The sequence below is a fragment of the Clostridium sp. SHJSY1 genome (genome assembly GCF_031626875.1).
In the GTDB taxonomy this organism is placed as follows: domain Bacteria; phylum Bacillota; class Clostridia; order Clostridiales; family Clostridiaceae; genus Clostridium.
On the sequence record NZ_JANDMF010000027.1, the window covers coordinates 34,871 to 59,021 of the forward strand.

General features: G+C 29.2%; 25 protein-coding genes, 1 tRNA gene and 1 riboswitch. Of the genes, 2 read left to right on the forward strand and 24 right to left on the reverse strand.

The window, feature by feature from the left end; translation table 11 throughout:
• Positions 1 to 147: 147 nt before the first annotated feature.
• From NNC19_RS12925 to NNC19_RS12935, 3 genes are all read right to left on the reverse strand, one after another.
• Positions 148 to 945: a peptidoglycan-binding protein gene (locus NNC19_RS12925; protein ID WP_310939080.1), complete on the reverse strand. Its 798-nt coding sequence runs from the start codon at positions 943 to 945 to the stop codon at positions 148 to 150.
• A 161-nt stretch (positions 946 to 1,106) separates the two neighbouring features.
• The gene (locus tag NNC19_RS12930; protein WP_310939081.1) at positions 1,107 to 1,847 is read right to left on the reverse strand and encodes an NADPH-dependent oxidoreductase; all 741 of its coding nucleotides are present in this window, start codon (positions 1,845 to 1,847) and stop codon (positions 1,107 to 1,109) included.
• A 105-nt stretch (positions 1,848 to 1,952) separates the two neighbouring features.
• A complete protein-coding gene (locus NNC19_RS12935) occupies positions 1,953 to 2,324 on the reverse strand; it encodes a DUF1304 domain-containing protein (protein WP_310939082.1) in 372 nt (123 codons plus the stop codon).
• 809 nt (positions 2,325 to 3,133) lie between these two features.
• Here NNC19_RS12935 and NNC19_RS12940 point away from each other — a divergent pair.
• Positions 3,134 to 3,454, forward strand: coding sequence for a hypothetical protein (locus NNC19_RS12940; protein WP_310939083.1), 321 nt, complete (start codon positions 3,134 to 3,136; stop codon positions 3,452 to 3,454).
• 428 nt (positions 3,455 to 3,882) lie between these two features.
• On the opposite strand, the gene NNC19_RS12945 is transcribed toward NNC19_RS12940, so the two are convergent.
• The gene (locus tag NNC19_RS12945) at positions 3,883 to 4,386 is read right to left on the reverse strand and encodes a hypothetical protein (protein WP_310939084.1); all 504 of its coding nucleotides are present in this window, start codon (positions 4,384 to 4,386) and stop codon (positions 3,883 to 3,885) included.
• Between the two features lie 524 nt (positions 4,387 to 4,910).
• Here NNC19_RS12945 and NNC19_RS12950 point away from each other — a divergent pair.
• The gene (locus tag NNC19_RS12950) at positions 4,911 to 5,912 is read left to right on the forward strand and encodes a choloylglycine hydrolase family protein (protein WP_310939085.1); all 1,002 of its coding nucleotides are present in this window, start codon (positions 4,911 to 4,913) and stop codon (positions 5,910 to 5,912) included.
• A 429-nt stretch (positions 5,913 to 6,341) separates the two neighbouring features.
• Here the strand turns inward: NNC19_RS12950 and NNC19_RS12955 are convergent, their stop codons facing one another.
• The 20 genes from NNC19_RS12955 to NNC19_RS13050 form a co-directional block, all read right to left on the reverse strand.
• Entirely contained in the window at positions 6,342 to 6,449 is a 108-nt protein-coding gene (locus NNC19_RS12955; protein WP_310939124.1) for a hypothetical protein, read from the reverse strand.
• Positions 6,450 to 6,645: 196 nt separating this feature from the next.
• Positions 6,646 to 7,737, reverse strand: coding sequence for an AAA family ATPase (locus NNC19_RS12960; RefSeq protein WP_310939086.1), 1,092 nt, complete (start codon positions 7,735 to 7,737; stop codon positions 6,646 to 6,648).
• Positions 7,737 to 9,065 carry a hypothetical protein gene (locus tag NNC19_RS12965; protein ID WP_310939087.1) on the reverse strand — a complete coding sequence of 443 codons (1,329 nt, stop codon included), beginning with the start codon at positions 9,063 to 9,065 and terminating at the stop codon, positions 7,737 to 7,739. The genes NNC19_RS12960 and NNC19_RS12965 overlap by 1 nt, the downstream gene beginning before the upstream one ends.
• Before the next feature lie 9 nt (positions 9,066 to 9,074).
• Positions 9,075 to 9,425 carry a hypothetical protein gene (locus NNC19_RS12970; RefSeq protein WP_310939088.1) on the reverse strand — a complete coding sequence of 117 codons (351 nt, stop codon included), beginning with the start codon at positions 9,423 to 9,425 and terminating at the stop codon, positions 9,075 to 9,077.
• 24 nt (positions 9,426 to 9,449) lie between these two features.
• On the reverse strand, positions 9,450 to 11,123 hold the full coding sequence (locus NNC19_RS12975; protein WP_310939089.1) for a cation diffusion facilitator family transporter: 1,674 nt from the start codon (positions 11,121 to 11,123) through the stop codon (positions 9,450 to 9,452).
• A 933-nt stretch (positions 11,124 to 12,056) separates the two neighbouring features.
• Positions 12,057 to 12,215, reverse strand: a complete 159-nt coding sequence (locus NNC19_RS12980; protein ID WP_310939090.1) for a hypothetical protein — start codon at positions 12,213 to 12,215, stop codon at positions 12,057 to 12,059.
• Positions 12,216 to 12,374: 159 nt separating this feature from the next.
• Positions 12,375 to 12,878 (reverse strand): Imm6 family immunity protein, encoded by a 504-nt coding sequence (locus tag NNC19_RS12985; protein ID WP_310939091.1) that lies wholly within the window; start codon positions 12,876 to 12,878, stop codon positions 12,375 to 12,377.
• Positions 12,879 to 12,889: 11 nt separating this feature from the next.
• Positions 12,890 to 13,399, reverse strand: a complete 510-nt coding sequence (locus NNC19_RS12990) for a hypothetical protein (RefSeq protein ID WP_310939092.1) — start codon at positions 13,397 to 13,399, stop codon at positions 12,890 to 12,892.
• Positions 13,400 to 13,729: 330 nt separating this feature from the next.
• A complete protein-coding gene (locus NNC19_RS12995) occupies positions 13,730 to 14,167 on the reverse strand; it encodes an SMI1/KNR4 family protein (protein ID WP_310939093.1) in 438 nt (145 codons plus the stop codon).
• A gap of 212 nt (positions 14,168 to 14,379) precedes the next feature.
• The gene (locus tag NNC19_RS13000; RefSeq protein WP_310939094.1) at positions 14,380 to 14,733 is read right to left on the reverse strand and encodes a hypothetical protein; all 354 of its coding nucleotides are present in this window, start codon (positions 14,731 to 14,733) and stop codon (positions 14,380 to 14,382) included.
• A 45-nt stretch (positions 14,734 to 14,778) separates the two neighbouring features.
• Entirely contained in the window at positions 14,779 to 15,138 is a 360-nt protein-coding gene (locus NNC19_RS13005; protein WP_310939095.1) for a hypothetical protein, read from the reverse strand.
• Between the two features lie 57 nt (positions 15,139 to 15,195).
• Positions 15,196 to 15,429, reverse strand: a complete 234-nt coding sequence (locus NNC19_RS13010; protein ID WP_310939096.1) for a bacteriocin immunity protein — start codon at positions 15,427 to 15,429, stop codon at positions 15,196 to 15,198.
• The gene (locus NNC19_RS13015; protein ID WP_310939097.1) at positions 15,426 to 16,289 is read right to left on the reverse strand and encodes an ATP-grasp domain-containing protein; all 864 of its coding nucleotides are present in this window, start codon (positions 16,287 to 16,289) and stop codon (positions 15,426 to 15,428) included. Before NNC19_RS13015 ends, NNC19_RS13010 begins: the two co-directional genes overlap by 4 nt.
• Positions 16,290 to 16,488: 199 nt before the next feature.
• On the reverse strand, positions 16,489 to 16,710 hold the full coding sequence (locus NNC19_RS13020) for a PC4/YdbC family ssDNA-binding protein (RefSeq protein WP_310939098.1): 222 nt from the start codon (positions 16,708 to 16,710) through the stop codon (positions 16,489 to 16,491).
• A 164-nt stretch (positions 16,711 to 16,874) separates the two neighbouring features.
• Positions 16,875 to 17,504, reverse strand: a complete 630-nt coding sequence (locus tag NNC19_RS13025) for a PilZ domain-containing protein (protein WP_310939099.1) — start codon at positions 17,502 to 17,504, stop codon at positions 16,875 to 16,877.
• A gap of 410 nt (positions 17,505 to 17,914) precedes the next feature.
• Entirely contained in the window at positions 17,915 to 19,096 is a 1,182-nt protein-coding gene (locus NNC19_RS13030) for a nucleoside transporter C-terminal domain-containing protein (protein ID WP_310939100.1), read from the reverse strand.
• 398 nt (positions 19,097 to 19,494) lie between these two features.
• Positions 19,495 to 21,723: a formate C-acetyltransferase gene (gene pflB / locus NNC19_RS13035; RefSeq protein ID WP_310939101.1), complete on the reverse strand. Its 2,229-nt coding sequence runs from the start codon at positions 21,721 to 21,723 to the stop codon at positions 19,495 to 19,497.
• 282 nt (positions 21,724 to 22,005) lie between these two features.
• Positions 22,006 to 22,086: riboswitch (ZMP/ZTP riboswitch) on the reverse strand.
• Between the two features lie 181 nt (positions 22,087 to 22,267).
• On the reverse strand, positions 22,268 to 22,729 hold the full coding sequence (locus NNC19_RS13040) for a ribonuclease H-like YkuK family protein (RefSeq protein ID WP_310939102.1): 462 nt from the start codon (positions 22,727 to 22,729) through the stop codon (positions 22,268 to 22,270).
• A gap of 214 nt (positions 22,730 to 22,943) precedes the next feature.
• Positions 22,944 to 23,019 (reverse strand) — tRNA-Trp (locus tag NNC19_RS13045).
• 43 nt (positions 23,020 to 23,062) lie between these two features.
• Positions 23,063 to 23,944 carry a metal ABC transporter solute-binding protein, Zn/Mn family gene (locus NNC19_RS13050; protein WP_310939103.1) on the reverse strand — a complete coding sequence of 294 codons (882 nt, stop codon included), beginning with the start codon at positions 23,942 to 23,944 and terminating at the stop codon, positions 23,063 to 23,065.
• Positions 23,945 to 24,151 lie beyond the last annotated feature (207 nt).

Consider the following 24,151-nt stretch of genomic DNA (forward strand, 5'->3'; position numbering starts at 1 on the left):
CATAAGTATAACCTATTTTATTAAAGTTAGAAGATTTATTAACTTTTGTACATACTAAAAAAGAAGACTAAAACCTTTATTCTAATTATTTTTTCACTCAATAATTAAAGTTTTATTCATCACAATTATATTTTAAATAAATAACATTTATCGGAAAGGTCTTGCCCCTTCTAAAAGTTGCTCTGTGCTTAATCCAAAAGTATATTGAAAATGTGGTCTATCTACAAGTTTGATTGCATAAGAGGTCCAATTACCTCCCCATTCTAACCCTACTTTCTGTCCCAGAACACCCATTTTATTAAATTCATTTATATCATTCCAATTAATTCTACCATTTTCTACTGGGACACAATCAAATGCTAATCCCCAGTTATGATATGAATCTCCTCCCTGGGCATTAGTTACTATATTTCCTGCAGCAGTTCTCCCTTGAGCATACAGTACATCCTGCCTATCCCAACTTCTAAAGGCTTCTACTACAGCAACATTTAGTCCATTAATACTACATAAATTAAAAAATTGTTGTGCTAATAATGCTACATATGGATTTAATGAGTTTAAGTCTAATGAACTTGGACGTTTACTATAATCATCTAAAGGATTATGGTTAAATAATTGCTGTCTTGTTCTTGGACCTAAAACCCCATTCATTTCAAGCCTATTGGCACTTTGAAATCTAGCTACAGCATTTGCAGTTTTCGGGCCAAATATGCCATCTGGAACAACAGGAATTAAATATATAAAATTTAGTTGTTCTTGTATCTTCTTAACCTCTGCTAATAAAACGCTCCAAGTAATTGGTCCAACAATACCATCTCCTATTAACTTGTGTTCAACCTGAAAATCTCTTACTACCTCATCAGTTAATAAGTCGAATACACCTGTAACTTGAAGACTATTATATCTATAATTTAATCCATATAAATTCATCTGAAGTATTCTCACCGAGGTTCCCCCATAATATAATCTTAGAGTGGGCAATGTAGGCATTAAATCTCTCCTAAAAAAGTATTTTCAAACCTATGTTATGTTACTATTAAATATTTTGTGCAAAAGTTTACCTACCATTTTTATTTTCAATGGTAGGTATAACTCTAAAATGTTGATTATTTAATTTTTAATCCTTGTTTATTAATAGCATCTTTAACTTTAGGATAATAAACTGATTGATAAACCCTTGAAGTAAAAGTACTCCAATTTGTTTCTTGCTCAGCTCTTCCAATTTCATTTAAATATTTATTCATTTGTTCATCATAAACATTAACTGAATCTTCAACAGCTTTTATATCATAACTTTCATCATGCTTAAAACTTTCAAAAGGAACTCTAGGTTTTTTATGTGATTCATCAGCTGGATATCCAACTACTAATCCTACCATTGGAAAAGTATACTTAGGTAATCCTAAGAGTTCTATAACTTCTTCTGGATTTTTTCTGATACCACCAATAGGTACTGTGCCAAGTCCAAGGGATTCGGCAGCAACAACAGAAGCTCCTAAAGCTATTCCAACATCTGTAGCTCCTGCAAGAATACCCTCTATATCTTCATGAATTACCTGCTTCATACCAGTTTTTTCACCTGCAAGATAAGTTCTATAAAAATCCATCACAAATACTAAGAATACTGGAGCTTTTGCAACATATTCTTGATTACCAACAAGTTCTGCTAATTTTTCTCTCTTCTTTTTATCTCTTACAACTATAACAGATGTTTGTTGTCCATTGATTGAGTTAGGCATAGCCTGAGCACTTTTAACAATTTCATCGATTAATTCATTTGAAACCTCTTTATCTAGATATTGTCTTATTGATCTATGATTTTTTATTGTTTCTATTGTATTATTCATAATTAAATATCCTCCTAGTTTAAATTATTTTATATAGTGCAATTTACTTTGTAAATTGTTATTTTTAAATTTATATGTTATATCATCATAATTATTTATAACTAATTATGATGTAGTTGAAACTAATAGAATTATTGCTAATATGGCTAAACCACCTTGCTTTACAAGAATGTTTTTATTAGATGTAATTGCTCCATATATAGCAGCAATAATTACACATCCTAAAAAGAAAAATCTTAATTGAGTTGACATTGCTTCTGGTACAAAAAAGCTCCAAAATAATCCTGCAGCTAAGAAGCCATTATATAATCCTTGATTTGCAAACATAACTCCTACTTCTTTTCTATCAAGAAGTTTACTATCTATATTAAAAGTTCTTCTATCAACTGATGATTTAATAAAGAACATCTCAAGCAACATTATAAAAACATGTTCAACCGCTACTGCAATGACTAAAATATCTGAGATAGCCTTCATAATATCCTCCTTTACACATTCATAATATAATTTCCTTATAAGTCTCTATCTTTTATATAAACATCTGCCTAAAATTATAAACAACAGACTTTTGTAAAAATATAACAACTAAAATTCATCTTTTTAAAGTATTAAAAATTCTGCACAAAATTAAATTTCTTACAATCAAATTGTACTCTATTTAATTGTAGCTGTCAATATATTCTTACCTTAAAAATAATAAATAGAAACCATTAACCAAAAAGTTTATCCTCCTAGCAAAAAATGCACCTGGTTGGTGCATTTACTCTATATAAATTGAAAAGATGAACTCTCTTCAATTTCTTTATTTTCTTCTGATTGTAGTATTTCAGCATTATTATTTAAAAATTCATAATAAAATACTAACTGGTTTACTTTAAAGGTTCAATATATATATGTAAAAATGAACATAAAAGTTATAGTTTAAAAGATATATCTTTGTAAATATTGTAATTCTACCCACATTTAAGATATAATAATGATGAACACTTGTACATATATGTCCAATAGTAAAAAATTATAGATTAGGAATTGTTTATCATACCGATAAATAGGAATTTGAAGAGTAAATTATGAATATTTTAAGAGGCTGAAAGTTATGATAATTTATCAGATACTTTCTTAAGTTAAGACTATACTAAAATAGGAGGGTAATGAAAATGAAAATAAAAAAACTGGCGATAATTGGCCTTTGCGTGGCTCTGCTCATAACAATATTTACTGGGTGTAGCTCCACGCCGACAAGCAATGACAATGGTAGTAATACCACTAAAAAGCAAATACCTGACTTGACGGGTGAATGGAAACAAGAAAATAGTAAATCTGCTGACTCTTATCAAGTTGCGACAATAAGTGGTGATACGATTACAATTTACTGGGTAAGTGATAAGGACAATACAAAATCACTTTATTGGGCTGGTTCTTTTGATGCTCCAACAACTGCTGACGAGCCTTATTCATGGACTTCGAAAAATGACCATAGTAAAACTAAGGGTGCTTTGCTAGCTTCAAGTGATGATACTAAAACTATCAAATACCAAAACGATGAATTAAGCTATGAAGCTTCTGCTATGGGAACCACTACAACGGTTAAACTCAAAAAGCAATAATAATGACAACAAAAGAGTGGAGGGCCTTCATGCATAATCCACCAAATAAGCATAATGCTACAGTTAAATTCCAATATGTAGTGTAACTATTGAGCATGATTCTTATATTGTTCAGCAAAACTAAATAAATGTAAAAACCTATGCTAAAACTGATGTTAAGCATAGGTTTTTTGTTGCAAAAGTTCCTGTAAAAATGTCCATTATTTTTGAGTTTGCACCTCTAGTAAACCCATTATTGAATCACTGAGCTTGTAAGAAGCCTTTGACTACACCCTCAGTTAATTTTTCAGAACGCTGGTCCTGTTTTTGTACAAATAAATACCTTTGTTCCTACTTTTATATTTTTTCGTATCGTTCCATCCATAATATTAATTATCTCCTATAAATTAAGCTTTTTCAACTTACCATTAATTTAAATTAATTTTCATCTATTTACTGCATCTTTTTATGCGTCTATATCTGATCATAATTGATATGGCCACTGCTATAAGTGACATAAGAAAATAGATAATTCCGTTACAATCCAAAAACTTTTGTAATATACATGCAATAATTATATTACATATAATTAAACCAATTGAAGCCTTAATATTATCAAAAAGTTTTTCATGCAGTTTAATAAATAACGATATTATTACTGAGTGCAAAATAAAAATTGCCATAACTACACCTAAAATAATTTCTTTAAATATTGCTATAAATAAAACTGAAATAAATGCAGCAAGTATGGATATGAATGCCACAGCCCACCCACCAGTATCGGTTTTACCAGCCTCTCCACACATTCCGGAATAAATTCCATTTAGTAACAATAAAATAATTAATCCAATTGCAGAAATAATCATAAGACTTCCAATAAAAATTAGCATTATTTTAATATTATTTATTATACACTCTTTTGTATCATGTTCTATAAATTGTCTTTTCCTCATTTCTTCTATATCCTTTCTTCATTTGTATGGAAGTATTTTACATTTAATTTATTAATCACTTAATTTTTGCCCCCAAATACAGCATGTCCATTTCCAATACATAGTCTATCGCAGACCATAGTCCAATAATATCCATATACGATACTTCTCCTTATATAATAAGAAAATTATATACACTCATATAAAAACTTACAACTTATAAAAGTCTTCTACCAAAATTAATACTTTATGAAAACTGTTCAAAATAGACATTATCTTCTTCTTTTAATGTAAAAGAAATTTTTTCTCTTATCTTTCTTATAATTTAAAATGTTTATTCTAGACCTTACGTAGTTTTATATACAAACTGGAACTTTATTACCTATGGAAGTATATCTATAAATATATAGCCATTTTATTTATAGGATTTATTCTTTTCAAAGCATAAGTTTATATTCTTAAATGTCACATACAACATACCGACATGTCTAAACCTTAGTACTAGATGTGGTTATTTAATAAAGTATAGGAGGCAGAGGATTAACATGTGCACAGCAATAACGTTACAATCAAAACAATTGGTAAACTTTTTTGGCAGAACCATGGATTTTTCTTATAATATTGATCCAGAGCTTTATATTGTACCTAAATATTATGTATGGAACAATGTTTTTAACATGCATAAATATTATGATTGCTATAGTTTTATAGGAATTGGACAAGAAAGCGATGGAATGCTTGGTTTTTTTGATGGTGTAAATGAAAAAGGATTTGCAGCTGCAACATTATATTTTGCAGGTTATGCAAAATATAAAACCCAGTCAAACTATATTGATAAGGAACCTATTTCATCTTTAGATTTTCTCCATTATATTTTAGGAAGATGTGGATCAATAGAAGAACTTAAAGAAAACCTACTAAAGATATGTATTGTAGGTCTTGAAGACCCAGTAACACAAACAGTTGCACCTTTACATTGGATTGCCACAGATAAAAGCGGCGAATGTGTTGTTATTGAACAAACTGAAAAAGGTCTAGCGATATTCGAAAATCAAATTGGAGTTATGACCAACAGTCCTGATTTTCAGTGGCATATGACTAATTTAAGAAATTACATGGATGTATCACCAACACAATCCAGTGATGCATACTGGGGAAAAATTCATTTAAAACCATTCGGTCAGGCAGTAGGAACCATGCAGTTGCCTGGAGGCTATACCTCCCCAGAAAGATTTGTAAGAACAGCATATCAAAAAACACATATTGAGACACCTAACAACAGTTTAGAGGCAATAAACACGTGCTTTCACATTATGGAAAGTGTTACTATTCCAAAAGGAATTGTAATTACAAATAGAGATACTTATGATTATACAAAATATACTACCTTTATTAATACAAATACTTGTGAATATTTCTTTAAAACTTATGACAATACTCTTATTACAAATGCAAGCCTTTGGGATAACTATACAAATGGTGCTCAGCCAGTCTCTTTAGGAAAGTTAATGCGTCCAGTTAAATTTGAAAAAATAAAACAATCTTGAGCTTGCAAGTGCAAATTCAGAAAAAGTTTTAATATGAAATCTGTACACACTCAAATCATATAAGAAAATATTCCTTAAGAGTAAGCGTAAAAGATACAGTTAGATATTAAGATGAGCCAACATCAAATCCATAGGATTCAATATTGGCTCATTTTTACATATATTAAATTTCCATTTTAGGGTGTACTTTAAGCAAACATATACTCTAAATATCATATACTTCTTGAGTTCGCTATGAAACATTCATTTACTCATTCTATATTCAAACTTAAATCTTACTTACAAATGTATCAAATAACAACTTATCCCCCCCAATTGAATGAGATGCAAAATTTAATACATTCTTTTGCTATTTTAGTTCAAAAGGAAAAAACTATTTTTACAAATTAAAATCTTTAAAAATAGGCTCATTTTTTATTCATTTGTAATCTATAATTTTTTATATTTGCCATTACCTAAGAACTTAATCAAACCTAAGTCCCCCAGCTCTTGTAGGTTTCTTCTTATACTACCCTTATCTCTACTTCTTCTAAATATTTTTCAATAACACCATATTTATCATTAGTTAGATTTAATGGCCCATCTTCTAAATATAAACATAAAAGAACAGATTTCAGTTTTCTCCTATCGTTTTCCGACGTATTACCAATTCTTTCCCAAATGTATTTCTCATTATCAAATTGTTCTTTAGTTATAGATAAATCTACAATTAATCTTTTATATTTATCTATAACTAAAGAATGAAATCTCTATCAGTTATTATTGATAATTCTTCACGGCTTACATTTTCAATATCTACAACTCTTCTTGCATGATTCATTACTAAATCATCATAAATATTTCTTACCATTCGTCCGTTTGCGAAATTTTCATCTTTATTAGTAACTTGTTTTTCTAAAAAACTTCTAATATTTATTTTTAATTTCTCGCTTAACGCATAGTCGTTATTCCTACACATTGTAATTAGTATTTCTTCTAATTCTTCAGCTTTATAATCCTCAAACTCAATAAATGTATTAAAACGAGACTTGAGTCCGAGATTAGAATCGAAAAACTTATTCATAGGCTCTGTATAACCAGCAACAATAACAACTAAATCATCTCTATAATCTTCTAATGCCTTGGTCAATTCAGTTAAACATTCACGTCCATAGGAATCACTGTGGTCATTCTCGGTTATACTGTATGCCTCATCTATAAACAATACTCCTCCTTTAGCCTTTTCGATAACTTTTTTTACTTTTAATGCCGTTTGCCCTTGATAGCCTGCTATCAAATCGGTTCTAGACACTTCAACAAAATTTCCTATCGATAATAATCCAATTTGTTTATATATTCGTCCCACTATTCTGGCAACGGTAGTTTTTCCTGTTCCCGGGTTTCCTGTAAAAGCTAAATGCAAGGTGCTTTTTGTGGTATGTAAGTTCTTATCTCTGCGCATTTTTTGTACCTTTTGGAGAATTATCAAATCGTTTATCTTTTCTTTGACATTTTTCAAACCAATTAACTCATTTAAGTCATTTAGTAATTCTGGCAAAGTTCTTAAATCTTCTTCTAATTTATCCTGATTACAGATATCCAATACTCTCAAATAGCCATAATACTCTATCAAACTTTCCTTTATGACATTGGCCATTTTCTTTATTTCTATTGGATATTTATTTGAATTTACCAAATTTGAGATTTTTCTAAGTAATGTGATAGTAGACTCCTGACTGTTCTCTTCTACAATGGCTGTTGCATATTTTGTAATCTCACCACAGCCATCCACTAGTGCATCTAATTTTGAAGAATAATTCAATAAATTATTTTTATATTTATCCATTATATTATCCTCAACATAAGCAAAACAAACTCTATAATTGCAATACCAATCGAACTGCCAGCTAATGCATATGAAATTTTTAACTTTTTAGAGAACATTTGACTTCTTTCATCATTTTGTTTTTGCATTTCTTGCAAACAGTTTTTCAAAACATATATTTGTTCTTCATGTGTATTAACAATATCTTTTGTCGATGTAATATACACTTCAAAATCATTGAATTTGTTCCATGTTTCATCAATATCACCAAGATGCTCATATCCATCTAATCTATCCTTAAATTGCTTCAACGAACCTATCGATTGTGCTTGACTCTCAATAGAAATAACTGTGTCATCCAGTTTTTTATTAATACCTGAAATTTCTTTCCTGAAACTTTCAGATTGATTCCACAACATATCTATATCTTTTAAATGCTCACATTCTTCGAGTGTAGTCTTAAATTGGTTTAATGTTTCAATTGCCTGAATCTGGTTCTTGGCTGATGCATTGATGTTTTTTATATCATTATTTATTGACGAAATTTCCTCTCGGATTTTAAGAGAAGCATCCCATAACTTATCTACGTCTCCAAGATGTTCATAGCTTTCAATCTTTTCTTTAAACCGAGTTAAAGTATCCAGTGTTTGCAATTGATTTTCTAATGACACAATAATATTATCTATTTTATCATCTATCGATAAAATTTCTTTTTTCAAATATTGCGAATCATTCCAAAGTTCATCTATATTTTTTATGTGCTTTATTTTTTCAATCTGCTCTTTAAATTTATTCAGTGATTTTAGTTCCTGTGTATTACCTTTTATAGATACTGTTGCAGCATCAACATTACTAGAAATAGTTTTTATATCTTTCTGTAATCTTTGTGAATCACTCCACATCTTATCGATGTCCTCAAGGTGTTTATAGCTTTCAACCTTCTCCTTAAACTGCTTTAATACAGTAATTATCTTCTTCTGAAGTTCTATAGTCTTAGTTATGTCGCTTTGGGCAACCTTTACTTCATTGTTTGCTTTTTCTGCCGCCTTAATTGCTATAAGTATAGCCTGGATATAGTCCTTATCTAACGCTTCCAGAGCATTATAGACCTGTCCGAATTCTTTTAAAAATTTTGTATGTAACGAATTAAAATCAATTAAATAGTCTTGAATTTGAGTTGTTAAACTATTCAATTCGTATCCAGTAACTTTATGGTCTCCTAAGCCCAAAAAACCTCCCCTAATATCTACCTTGTGTAATTCTAAATCTGTCGGAGTTTGTTCTGAAAATACTTTTAATTGGTTTTTAGATGATTCAAAATCATGCGTTTTTATGCTTAGCTCTCCCATTTTCTACCTCTATTCTGATAACATATCTAGTTCTTCAAGCATACTATAAAATTCTTCTTCATGCTCGCTAGGCAAGTCCGGATTTTCATTTATTTTTTCCATAGACTCTTTTACAACTTGTGCTGCTGCTTTATGCCTATCATACATAGAATTAGCTGATTGCATTTTTATTTCATCCAAATCAACTGCATTGTCTTCTGTTATATGTTCTGGCGAAATATCCATTGAATCTTTTTCGTTTAACAACTCTTCATTATGCTTATTAACTGAATCTTTATTAACAGACTTAATCACCAAATATATCGTAGCACCTATCAGCAATCCACAACCTATTATTCCAAATAACGATTTTTTCTTCATATGCGTCTCTCCTTGTGTGTAAACTTATTCTAGTAATTCGTCTAAGAGTGAGTTCATTTCATCAAATTTATCTTGATTACTATTCTGTTCAACCTCATCATCGAAAATACTATCCATTGATTCTTTAATATAATTTGCAGCCTCCGCATGTCTTTCTTTAATAGTTGATGCAACCTGTTCTTTGTTATGTGCGAGTTTTTCTTCATTCAAATGACGAATCTCACGCTGGACAACCAATATCTCGTTTCCTTTGTCTACCTGTTCACTAACTATTTCCGCTTTATGCTGCTTTTCGATTGCTTTTTCAATCAGGTTAATAGCAATAGCTCCAATGATTCCTGCTACTACTGCACCCATAAAAATCCCTAATATATTAGCTAAGCTACCAATCAAAGGGATATCTACTGCAAGAATAGGTATTGTCATTAACCCTTTTTCAATAACTTCACCTAGTACAATAGCTCCAGCAGCACTTAATCCCGCCATTACAATTTTTCCGGTTTCAAGAAGCAATTGGTCAATCGGCTTTCCTTTATTTTCTGGACTTTTGATATAATTAACAGCTTCTTTTAGAGATTTCCAGCCTTGTTTCAATAATGTCCATACTTTTTTTATAGTACCTACAACCGGACCAATTATTGATGTTGCAATTGTTGTAAGCACTGTACTACCAGCATTAATTAGATGAGTTTTCATCTTTCCTACAAATGAACTTATTGCATCTTTAATACTGGACAATAAAGACGCTAAATTTCTTTGTGCTGACTTGAACCACTTCACAAGCTTTGCAATTATTTCCTTTACCAAATCTGCAAGGAGCTGCATAATCACAGCTCTTAGAGCTTTACCGGTAATTCGAAAAGCTTCTTCTTTTTGAGATTGCTTGCCAGCTTCTATAGATTTTTTCTTTCCTTCTTCTTTTAATTTTTCATATTCCTCACGAGCAACTTTATCTCTCTCCCTTAATTCTTCTTCATTAATGTTAAACCTATCAGCAGGTTTTTCACCGCTCCGCTCGCTATCCAACCAATCATTCATTTTTCTGTCACCTTTTGATTTGTTGGCTGAAGCATCCATGTCCTTAAGGTTTTTATCACTATTTGCAAAATCAATTTGTTCTTGTTTTTCAAGATGGGCATTCGCTTTAGGATCCCTGATAATTTCCGCAGCTGACACAGTATGATCCTTATTGACGGCTGCCGACCCCATAGCTCTGCCTTTATCAAAGGATTTACGAGCTTTCTCTTTTAATACTTTTTGATAGTCGCCAGTTTTGTATTTATCTTTTACACTAATATTGCCATCATCATCTCTTTGGAAATTATCTTGCCAATCGTCGTATCGCTTTTGGTAATAAATTTTAGTGTTATGTGTTGCAATTTTACCATTTTCAAAATTCTCTGTTGTTTGAATATGTGATTCATCTCGCAAATCCAATTTTAGTCCATTATTTTCTTTGATAAAATCTTCGTCAGCAGTAACGGCTATCTGATTAATAAACTGTTCCCAGACAACATTTTTAATTGCTTCTCCTAAATTATCTAGGTTTCCAATTTTCCCCTTTTCCGTTTCAAGAAAATCTAACTCAGACAATTGTAAGTCTAATTGACTTTGCAATCTTTCTTCCAAATCATCAAAATCAAATGAATCCTCACTGTATTCTTCTTTCTCTTCTAAGATTGCATTTTCCTTAGCCATATATGTATCTTCCTCTCACACAAATATAAATTTCTAACATATATCCTATAGTCTTCAAAAAGCCTGACCACACAACTATACCTTTGGACATCTATCTTAACTTCTAAACTGAAAGCTGTAATAAAATTTCATGCAATACGGTATATCTACTAAATTTAAACACTTTATGATTCCTAATGTTTTCTTAAATATATTTTTTCACATCATATATTAGTTCATTATTGTTTCTATATTCAGATTAGATCCTCCATATATGCTCATTCTCAATTATACAAAACTCTTTTTATGATTAATTCGATTGATATCACAAAATTTTTTTATGCAAAATATATTTTTTATAGTTATAATTTATTTTCTTGTTAACATAACATATTATGTACATTATGCCAGATGATCATCATGTAAAAAATAACAGTAGCCTACTCTACTATTTAAAGTTGTCTACCATTATCTTACTACTTTTTTTAACACAATTCCATTATTCCTCCTATATTATTTCGTCAATATTCAATCCTGACTTAACCCTAAATTCTACCTTAACTATAGAAATCACCGTTACCCTCTCAATCACTTCTCTAAACAACTCCTCATCAAATCCCTTTACTAATTCCTGTTTTTTAATAATCTCTGCTATCTGTTCTGATCTATTTTTATTTATAGTATCATCAAGCTTTGCTTGCTGAACTCTTTGTTTCTTTTCCCTTATCCTTTCTATTTCTTTAGCTATTCTTCCATACTTTCCGTATTATAACTCCACATGAAATTCTAGTATTAATATTTAGCCTTACTAAACTCATTAATCCCTGCTATAGTTTTTCCTATTTCATCAATACTCAAATCTTATTAAACATCTGGCACTACTTCTTCTTATCTAAAAATGATAAGTCAGTCAAAACCACTGATTTTACTCCTATCAGTGGCTTTTAATCCTAATTACAAATCTAGTTTATTCAATAATTCTTTCAATTGTTTTAACTCATCAATACTTAATGTAACATCTATAATAAGATTTGTATATCTCAAACTTAATTGCCTTATAACACCAACATTTCTTGCTGGATTCCCTAAACCGCTTAAACATGTTGTACACACACCTGCAGGATTTTATTGCCCTATTTAGATTTGCAATATCATAGTCCTTAAATCCTGCTTCGGTCCAACTCCTGTTATATACAGAAAGCCAGCTACACTTTACATAATAGCTGACTCTATATTTATGTTATTTAATTTTAATTACTTAATCTATAACATTTAAATTATATCTTGTTTTATTATTGCTTTATGTGACGAATCATCAGTGGCTGGATAATTCTTCAATAGATATTCCTTAACAGCATTTATACTTTCTATTTCAAACATTCCAGTTTCAAGTGCTGTTTCAATCATTGTTGCTAATAAATTGTCATTAGTATTGTCTAACGATTCAGGAGGATATCCATCTTCTTTATAAGCTCGCCAAGACACATAAGATACTGCATAAAGGATTACACCCCATGCACATATTTGCTCTTTTCCTACAGCTGTATAACAAAATTCTGATATATCTGTTTCACCATCTGGATGGTCTACATAGTCACATAAATCATTGGCTTCGATTTCTTTACTCTCAAGCCATCTCCAACAATCATCTAATGCGCTTCTACCTAATTCATAACCTTCATCACTTATTTCAATAATTTCAAATATCTTTTCAGCTATTGCTAAACTCATAGCAACCTTTCCATCATTATTAACACTTTTTGTGAAGTTTTCCAAAATTCTCACCTCTATTCTTTCACATAGAATACTTTCATTTTTCCATTTGGAAAATTACCTTCCCAACCACATGGCCATCCCCCTGATAAGTAGACCTCAAAAATTTTCTCAAATAGGAAATTACTTTGCCTTGCTATAGCTCTAGTCTTTATACAATTAACTAAATCACTATATACATCATCCAATATTTCCTCACACTCATTGCTCAATATTATTTCACTTATATCTTTTATTCCTATCTCCCTTAATTTCTCATTTATGCTTTTGTAATCTTCATATTTGTATACTTCTTCTTTAACATTAGCCATTTGAAGATCCTTTATGTCTTGCCAAGTAAAATACTCATTTTCAATCAAGTATTCATCAGAATCATATGCAAATTCTTTACACTTTTCAAAATCATAATATTCCACAATTCCTTCTACATTTTTCTGTTTGGTAGTAAATAATTTCATAGACTCTACTAAACTTAAGCTTTCTTTTACTAATTTATCTATTCTTTCATTTTCTTTAACATACATAGGTAACTCTTCCTCTATTAGTTCCTTTGATTCTTGTTGCAATTCATGTATACATTTATTAATATCTATGTTATATAATAATACATCCTTTTTTTCATCTTTAATAGAAATATAAAGCCAACTCTTTTCCTATTAAAGTTGGCTTTATACAAATCTTTTTTACCTTATTAATTTTAGTATAATACTAGTTATCATCATTTTTAATTACTATAAAAAGTGGATGTCCTGTTTCTTGATTTTGTAATACACTTGGAGTTCGATATCTTTGACTTGATTTTAGTCAATATCCCTATTTAGCCCCCCTTAAAATGGCTAAGCTTTTAAAAATAATTAGTCCAATAAATCAATATAGTAATTATCATCTTTTTGCAAATTAATCAAAAACTCTTTTAATGAACTCGCTATCTTTGTATCATAATAATAAACATTACTTGTATCATCATTACTTATCTCTATGGATAATAATGTTGTTTCATTTCCTTCAAAGAATATTATTTTTCCTTCTTCAAACTCATCATATATTTCAATATCAGGGTAATATTCAAAATCGTTCTTTCTTAATCTAAAATCTCTAATAGAATACGGATCCATAATACGATTTATATTGCCTTCTGTTCCACTAATAAATCCATATCCAAATTCTTTGTAAAATTTCTTTAGCTCCTTTGGAATTTCTAGTTTTATTGAGTCTTCAACTTCCTTTATTTCATCCTCACTTACAGGATAAAATTTATTTTCATTTTCTCTTAAAATAAATGTATCATTCATTTTTTATATTTTTAATCATCTCCATATATAATATCATCTAAATCTTCTCGTTCTCTTTCTATTTCCACATATGTATTTATTAGATTCTTTAAGCCACCTTAATTGTTAATTACAGGTTCACCTACTAAACTACTTCTATAACTTCCTCCGTGCCAGTCTTAAATTGATTCTTTATTAATAATACTACTACCAAAAGATCTATATTTGCTAGTTTATTGACTGTCCTCTTTAAACTTTTTATACTCATTGCACCATATCTCAATTAGTTCTCTTAATTCAGCAGTTTGAATTTCACACCAGTTTTCCATTCCATCCTCCGCCAAATTATCATATATCTGTGTTTTATCCCTATGAATTTCTACACCACATATATTACCGTTTATCTCTTCATATTCACTCATACCACTTAATACATTATCTATAGCTTCAAAAATATATGTGCTAAACGGTTGAACATCAGCTGACAAAAACGTTGATAGAATCTCATACTTTTTTTCGAATTCAAATACTATATCATCTTTTTTACCATTATATATTATCTCTCTAATTTCATATTTCAAATTCATTTAATTTCACCTTATATATCTAACTCAATATCTTTAAATGATATATTATCCATAATGATTTTGCTTTCTAAACTCAGCTAATTTAGTTGTCCATATATCTACTAATTCTTTTAGTTCTCTAGTTTCAATTTCACACCAATTTCCCATTCCATCTTCCGCTAAATTATCATAAACTGTAGTTTTTTCTTTTCTTATCTCTAATCCACATACATTCCCATTTAGTTCTTCATATTCACTTTGCCCATTTAATACAGACTCTAATGCTTCCATTGCATAATCTGGATATCCTTGAACATCTGACATTAAAAAAGTTGCAACTAATTCTACTTCCTTCTCTAAAATTATTACTAAATCTTTTTGTCCACTATTAAAATTTATTTCACTAAATTCAAAATTGTATTTCATAACTACATCCTTCTAAATAAATTTATTTATTTATAAATGCATTATCATTTTAGCTTACTAAAGTTGTATCGGTTTATAAGCTAGTGCTATATTTACTATTTGCTCTGAAGTAAAGTCTTCTTCGTTCCAGTATATTAGATTACTTACTTCTGGATGTGGAACATTTCTTTTCACAATTTTTATCATTTCTTCAATCTCTTCTTCTGTTCCTTCACATTCAACTATTCTACTTACTAAACTTACTAGTTCTTTTCTTGTCAATTTTTCTACCATATATTTAACAAACTTCATTTCGATTCTTTAATAATAGCTCTTATCTCATCATAAAATTTAAATATATACTGATTGGGAGATAATCCTGATACTTGTCCATCTCCTGTTTCAACTACTATCCAATCTCCATTTTCTAATTCTGCAAAATCTACAGTGTAAAAATTACTATCTAAACAATTGAACTTTTCTACAAATTCAATTGGAACTACTGGACACTTATCTGGCTGACTAGAATTTTTACTAACAGTAACTAACTTTCCATTTAAATAAAAGGCTCTATATTCATTTGTTCTTTCTCCATATTTTTTAAAATCTACAAACTCTTTAATTACTATTCCTTCTGTAAAAAGTGCACCTCGTAAATTAATAAATTCCTCTATATAACTATCCATTACATCTTTTCTTACTGGTGTTTCAAAATAACGTGGAAATTTAGATCCTTTAACAGATTTAACATAATCTTTTATCATAAATCTTTCAAACTCAATGTTGATATCATTCCAATCAATCTCTTTATAATCTTCATACCATTTTGTTTTAGGCGTATAGCCTTTTATATTATCATAAGTACTAGGAAATAGATGACAATTATTATACTTATCCGCATCATTAATTAAACTTATACCCTTAATCTTAAGTCTTTCATATAGCTCTTTATATTTATCAGGTTTTAACATCCATCCACGATAAATACATATTCCTTCATCTAAATTATTAGGATAACATTTTAGATTTCCACTTGAAACAAACTCTTCATAATTATATAAGATAACTTCAAACTCCGGAAACTTACTTGCTATTTCATATTCTTCCTCATAATCAGCATCTACACTTTTAATATCAAAAAAATCTGATGGGTATAACAATTTGATTTTCATATCCTTTGCCTCCTTAAGTACTTACCACTATATTTTTATTAGTACAAATTACAATTATATTCTAGATTTAATAATACCATAGTAGAAATATAATTTTCTCTCAACATAAGTAATAACTTTTTCTTTTCAAAATATTGAATTAAATTTAGGATAGTTAAAAGCCACTGATTTTACTGCTATCAGTGGCTTTTACCCTAAATTATAAATCTAGTTTATTCAATAATTCTTTTAGTTGTTTTAACTCATCAACACTTAAAGTAACACCTTTTCCCATCTTCTCATGTTCAGGTGCCCAATCCCTTAAATCATACTTAGCTTCTTTTCCATTCCAGCTTATTAGATTTAATTCTTTAGTCCAGCCTTTTGCTGATTCTGATATTTTTCCTAGTTCTTTTTCTATTTCAAATTTAATATCTGCCATATTCCTTTTCACCTAACTTTCTATACTAAATAATCTGCCCCATTTTCAGCAACTCTATCATTAGCTATTTCATCCATGTAGACATTTCCACACTTAATCACTGCTTATTTCATAACAACTTCTAATGCATGTTTTTTTGTTCTGGTGATAAACTTATATATGGATTAAAATTGTTTACTATAATATTTAAAAAACTTGTTGTTAAAATTTTTAAGTATAAATTTTTCTAACAAGTAATTTTGAGCTGTATCTTTTATCATAAATTCACATCCATAATAATATAAATTATCTTTTTTATATTTTCTTTTAGTAATAGCTTGTATATATATTTTTTCATCTTCTATAGGTAATTCAATAAAAAAATTAATATCTTCAGGAATATCTAAAGCACATTCTAATAGTATTCCTTTAATACTTAGATTTCTACATGTCATAAAAATAGGTTTATTTAATTCAATTACTTTTTCAGAGACATCAACTATTTTACTTACCTCTAAGTGTATCTTTACAATAATTCTATTTTTATTTCGTCTTTCTTGATTAAAGAGAAATGTTACATTTTTAACTACTATCATATTTTCTAATATATCAGATATAACACCACTATATATAAAAATCCCCTTATCTTTATTAATTGTATTTATTAAAACTTCTTCATCAATTTTTAATTTAATTTCTTCATTAGCATATATACTTAGCATATCTTTTTGAAATTTTTTAACTATTCCAGTAGTTACTATTTTATCATCAGCAGACGTTAGTTTTATTGTTGAATATTCAATTAAATTCTTCATAAGTTAAATTATAAAATTCCTCCTAATATTATATTTTAGTGAATATAATGGATATAATTGATTTTATAATATTCACTATTATATTTTCGCACTAAATTTTACTAACCTTATAGTAATTTTTTTACCAATATTAGGTTGAAATATAAAATACATATTAGCTTTTCTTATATATCTTGTTGCATTATCATCTAATTAAAATTCATGATAAGTGGAGCTACCCATAACAATAAAAAAACACGACCACCTGTAAGCAGCTACTCAAGCCACATACAAATGATCGTGGATTTTATGGTGAAGGCGAGACGTTACCTTTAAATAAAAGAATTCTACCATATAGGGTTCTTCTATTTACAAAATGCTTGTCTTGTTTATCTTAACAACTTCTTTATACAATTGATTTTAAATATGCCTTAAATAATCAACCCAACAATTGTTCCTGTTAAAAGACTTACTAATGTTGCACCATATAACAATTTCAGTCCAAAACGTGCAACTACATTTGCTTGATCTTCATTAAGTGCTTTTACTGCTCCAGAAATAATTCCAATTGACGAGAAGTTTGCAAAAGAGACTAAGAATGTAGAAACAATAGCTGTTGCTCTTGTTGATAACTGTATGCTCCCGTTTGCTAATAAATTCATTGCAACAAATTCATTTGATACTAATTTAGTCGCCATTACACTTGCAGCTTTTATTGCTTCATTTAAAGGTATACCCATAAAAAATGCAAATGGAGAAAATACATAACCAAGCATATCTTGAAAACCTATTCCAAAAATCATCTTAAATACTGTATTAATCATGGTGATTATTGCCACAAATCCTACTAACATAGCACCAACTGTAATCGCAACTTTAAATCCATCCATAATATATTCACTAAGAACTTCAAAAAATGTTTGTTGTGATTTTTCATGAACTACTAAAATATCTTCTTCTTCTGTTACAGTATACGGATTTATAACTGATGTTATAATAAATCCACCAAATAAATTTAAAACAAGTGCCGCTACAACATATCTAGGTTGTAAAAGAACCATATAAGAGCCCACTACAGACATAGATACTGTTGACATAGCAGATGCACAAAGAGTATACAATCTATGTTTAGGTAATAAACCAAGTTGTTTTTTTACTGAAATAAATACTTCAGATTGTCCAAGAATAGCTGATGCTACTGCATTATAAGATTCTAATTCTCCCATTCCATTAACTTTACTTAAAGCTTTTCCTATATATTTCACTATAATAGGAAGTATTTTTATGTATTGTAAAATACCAATTAAAGCAGAAATAAAGATTATTGGTAAAAGAACACTAATAAAAAATGTATTCTGATTATCATTAACTAATCCACCAAATACAAAATTGACTCCTTCTCCAGCACAATTAAGTATTACTTGGAACCCATTTACTATACCACCTACTAAAAAATTTCCTATTTCAGTATTTAATATAACAAAGCCAAGTATGAATTGTAAAACAAGCATTGTTATTATAGGCTTGTACTTTATATTTTTCTTATCGCTACTTCCAACCCATGCAAGTACTAAAACAATAACTAATCCAATAATTCCAATAATATATTTCATATTTCATTCTCCTCTTCTCTCTAACAACAAATTTAATATTAGACAATGCAGATTTTCTTCTCAATTATTACAATATATGAATTATGTTGCATTTTTTCGACGTTACTTATTATATATTGCTTTTGCAAAATTATAAAGGGTTTTCCTATAATTTTCTTATTATAGCTTATAATTTTTTCCGTATACCCCTTTGTATTCTTTAAGTCTCATAGTTACACCACATTTTTAGAATGAAAAAAAGGCGGTTCATCTATATTACTTTAATCCATCTCATCTAATATATTCTGATAATTGATGAATTTATCTTTCTAAAGTAAAAGACCCACGAAAATCCGAATTCCAGATTTTCGTGGGTCTTATGGTGGAGGCGAGGTGTAACCTCCCCTCCCCTAATTTAATTAAATACTCTCATGGAATGTTCTACTAATAACTTCCAACTGTTGTTCCCTAGATAATCTACTAAAGTTAACAGCATATCCAGATACTCTTATAGTAAGTGTTGGATACTCTTCTGGGTTCTCCATTGCATCTATTAAAGTTTGTCTGTTAAGAACATTAACATTCAAGTGATGTGAGCCTTGAACAAAGTATCCATCTAAGATAGCAACTAAATTGCTAATTCTTTGATCTTCGTCTTTTCCAAGTGCATTTGGAACTATTGAGAAAGTGTTTGAAACTCCATCTTGGCAAATTTCGTTGTATGGTATTTTAGCTACTGAGTTTAGTGATGCTAAAGCTCCTTCTGCGTCTCTACCATGCATTGGATTTGCTCCTGGTGCAAGTGGTTCGCCTTTCTTTCTTCCATCTGGAGTTGTTCCAGTCTTCTTACCATACATTACATTTGAAGTAATAGTTAATACTGATAATGTATGTTTTGCATCTCTATATAAAGGATGTTTCTTAAGCTCATTTGAGAACTTAGTAACTAATTCTACTCCTAAATCATCTGCTCTATCATCATCATTTCCGTACTTAGGATATTCTCCTTCTACTTCGAAGTCTACTGTTATTCCTTCTTCATTTCTAATTGGTCTAACCTTTGCATACTTAATTGCAGATAATGAATCTATTGCAACAGAAAGTCCTGCTATACCAAATGCCATTAATCTTTCAACTGCTGTATCATGAAGTGCCATTTGACCTGCTTCATAAGCATATTTATCATGCATAAAGTGGATTATATTCATTGTATCTACATATACTTTTGCAACATATTCTAGAACCTTGAAGTAATTTTCCTTTACCTTTTTAAAGTCAAGAATTTCTCCATCTAGCTTTTCTATTCCTGGAACTACTTTCTTTCCTTTTAATTCGTCTACTCCACCATTAACAGCGTATAATAATGATTTAGCTATATTACATCTAGCTCCAAAGAATTGCATTTGCTTACCAACCTTCATAGCTGATACACAACAAGCTATAGCATAGTCATCTCCGTATATTGGTCTCATAACTTCATCATTTTCATATTGAATTGAATCTGTCTTTATTGAAATTTCTGCACAGTATTTCTTAAAGTTTTCTGGTAGCTTATCTGACCATAATACTGTTAAGTTTGGTTCTGCTGAAGTTCCAAGATTCATTAATGTATGAAGATATCTAAAGGAGTTCTTTGTAACAAGTGACTTACCATTTATACCTACACCACCAATTGATTCTGTTACCCAAGTTGGATCTCCTCCAAATAATTCGTTGTATTCTGGTGTTCTTAAATGTCTAACTAATCTTAGCTTGATTATAAGTTGGTCTATAATTTCTTGTGCTTCTTTTTCTGTAATTAGACCTGCTTCTAAATCTCTTTCTATGTATATATCTAAAAATGTTGAAGTTCTTCCAAAAGAAGTAGCTGCTCCATTATTTTCTTTTATTCCTGCTAGGTATCCAAAATATAGGCTTTGAGCCGCTTCTCTTGCATTTGATGCTGGCTTAGATATATCAACTCCATATTTAGATGCCATTGACTTGATTTCACCTAAAGCTCTAATTTGCATAGATACTTCTTCTCTTTTTCTCATAAGTTCGTCAAGCATGTCCCCACTAAGATTATCAAGGTCTCTTTTCTTTTCTTCTATAAGATAGTCTATTCCATATAATGCTACTCTTCTGTAGTCCCCTATTATTCTTCCTCTTCCATAAGCATCTGGTAGTCCTGTTAAAAGTCCTGCACTTCTTGCTGCTCTTATTTCATTTGTGTAAGCATCAAATACACCTTCATTATGAGTTTTTCTATATTGTGAAAAATGCTTTTCTATTTCTGGATCTAGTTCATATCCATATTCCTTTAATGAACTTTGAACCATTCTCATTCCACCAAATGGGTTTACAATTCTTTTAAGTGGTGCATCTGTTTGAAGGCCTACTATAACTTCATTTTCTTTATCTATATATCCAGGATCATAATTATCTATTCCAGATACTCTATCAGTAGCAACATCTATTATTCCTTTTTTAACTTCTTCAACAATTAAGTCATATGCTTTTTCCCATACCTTATTTGTCTTTTCAGTTTTACCTTCTAAGAAGCTTCCATCACCTTCATATAATTTGTAATTCTTTTGAATAAAGTTTCTTACGTCTATTCCTTCTTGCCAAGTTCCCTCTTTGAATCCATCCCATTCTTTAAACATACATTTTCCTCCCTGCTAATTATCTTGATTTTTAGGAATTCTACTACTTTTATTTACCTTATGACTACATTATAATTTCTTTAAACTTAATAGAATGTGATTCGAATCATAAACCGAATTATTCCATAACTTTTTTTTAAGGTAAAACAGTCTGTAAAAAACCAATGCTTGTAAATATTATTGAGTGTTATGATTTTTGATTTAATTATCCTTAAACTTTGTCCAGATATAACCACGAAGACCATTTTTATCTTATTAAAATTAAAACCGCCTGGATAAATACAATTTTACCCAGACGGTCGATAATTTTATAAACTATGCTCCCTATGGTTAATTCCATTGCCGCCAGTTGCATAATCTTTGTAGATGCAAAAACAACTACATATATCTATATAAGAATATAATCAACACTCTATTTTTATTTCTACTAGTATTATATCATAATTTTAAAAAATATCCATATACTTATTTTACTATATTGATGTAATACTCTCTTATTCACCATTCCCATTATTAAGCGTATATAACTTTCTATAATTCACTTCTATTTTGAATACCTATTTGCTATACTTGATGCTACATATGAATAAGGTTTTGTTTTACAATCAAACCCTAAGGAATTTATCCATGCTGTTATTTCAGGTATAAGCTTTGAAGAATCTCCACGTTCACCAGCATCTACATGTATGTCTATATTGTAATCAAAGTGTTCTTTATGAAATTTTTCTGAGATTTTTGTAGCTAAATTAAGACTTAGATCTGTTTCACAAAAAATTTTCTGATGTATATTAGTAATCTTTTTCACTCTTTTCACATCATAAAAAAATATTCCACCTTTTCCAACTCTATTAATAGCTACAACAATTACCACTTTAGTTAAATCAAAATTTTGAGAATCAGTACCAACAGAAATTTTATATTCATATTCTGGTTTTTCATTAACATACTTTCTAATTAACTCAAACATACAATCAAAATTAACTTCACCATAGGTCAAACTTTTCATAGGAAAACCATCCCCTCACAATATAGTTCAATTATAAGTTCATTTTCACATTAGATATATATTTAATAATTTCTTTATCTCTTATATATATAAAGTTAAACTTCTTCCTATACTTAATAATATATTCTAAATTTATTAAATTTCAGTTTAGTTTGAGTTAAATTATAGTTCTTAAAACTAAAAAAAACCGTAAGCATTTCGCTTACGATCTTTGTGGCAGGGGCAGTAGGACTTGAACCCACAACCAATGGTTTTGGAGACCACTACTCTACCAATTGAGCCATACCCCTTTAGGACAAGTATGATTATATATTATTCTTATGCAAAAATCAACTATTTGTTCTCTTTTATTTCAATTAAATCGTAAAAAGATTTATAATTTCTTTCGATTAAATCTTGAACAGAACAATTTCCATCATATCTGTCTAAGTTAGCAACCTTATATCCTGTTTCAGTCATTGGTGTTTCTCTATCTTTTAAAACAATAACTTTAGCAGGATCTAACTTATCTTCACTAATTACACTGGCAATGGTTTTATTATTTGATATTTTAATTGGAGATATTCCTATTCCTCTATAAAAATAATCTAAATTATTGTCTAATTCAATAAATTTATAATCTGCTAAATCTTTTTTATTTTCTTTTATCTTATTTATTCTTTTATCTATCTCTTCCAATGCTTTATTATAATTTTCTTCATAAAGATCTCTATTTTTAGGATCTTTATCCTGAATTGCAGATTTTATATTATATAAAGCAACTTTATATTCTTCTAGTCCTGAATAAAAATAAATATTTTCTTTATTAACATTATCCACTTGATTTTGAATAACTCTTATCCCTCTAGAAATATTTATTGTACCTAAATTACTTTTATTTAACTTATTTATTAACTTTGTACTCCATGGTTCAAAATCATTTCCACTATAAAAAAACAAATCCATATTTGAAATGTTGTTTATAGTTTCATCATTAAAAATGTAATCTTTTGAATCCTTCTCATTTGTAAACATATATTCCACATTATGCTTGTCCCCAACAATTGATTTTACCATCTCATATTGTGGCTTATTGGAAGTAATTATATTCAAATATAAATCCCTTTCTGCATCTGTAGTATCAACAGTATTTGCTATCATAGGATTTGAAAAGGTTCCAAGTCCCAAAAATAATATAAATGTTATAAATAACATTCCATAGGTTAACTTTTTCAACTCTACACCCCCTGGATAATTTCCAGCTTCTAAAATTCACATTCCTTTATAATATATCCAATTAATTTTAAAAAATGTATTCTTATTCATTAACACATTCTATAATATTTTACACCTACATAAATGTAAATACAAGTATCATTTTACAGTTGGTTATATTTTTCATTATAACGCTTTCTTTTTATCGAAAATTGGATAAAATAATAA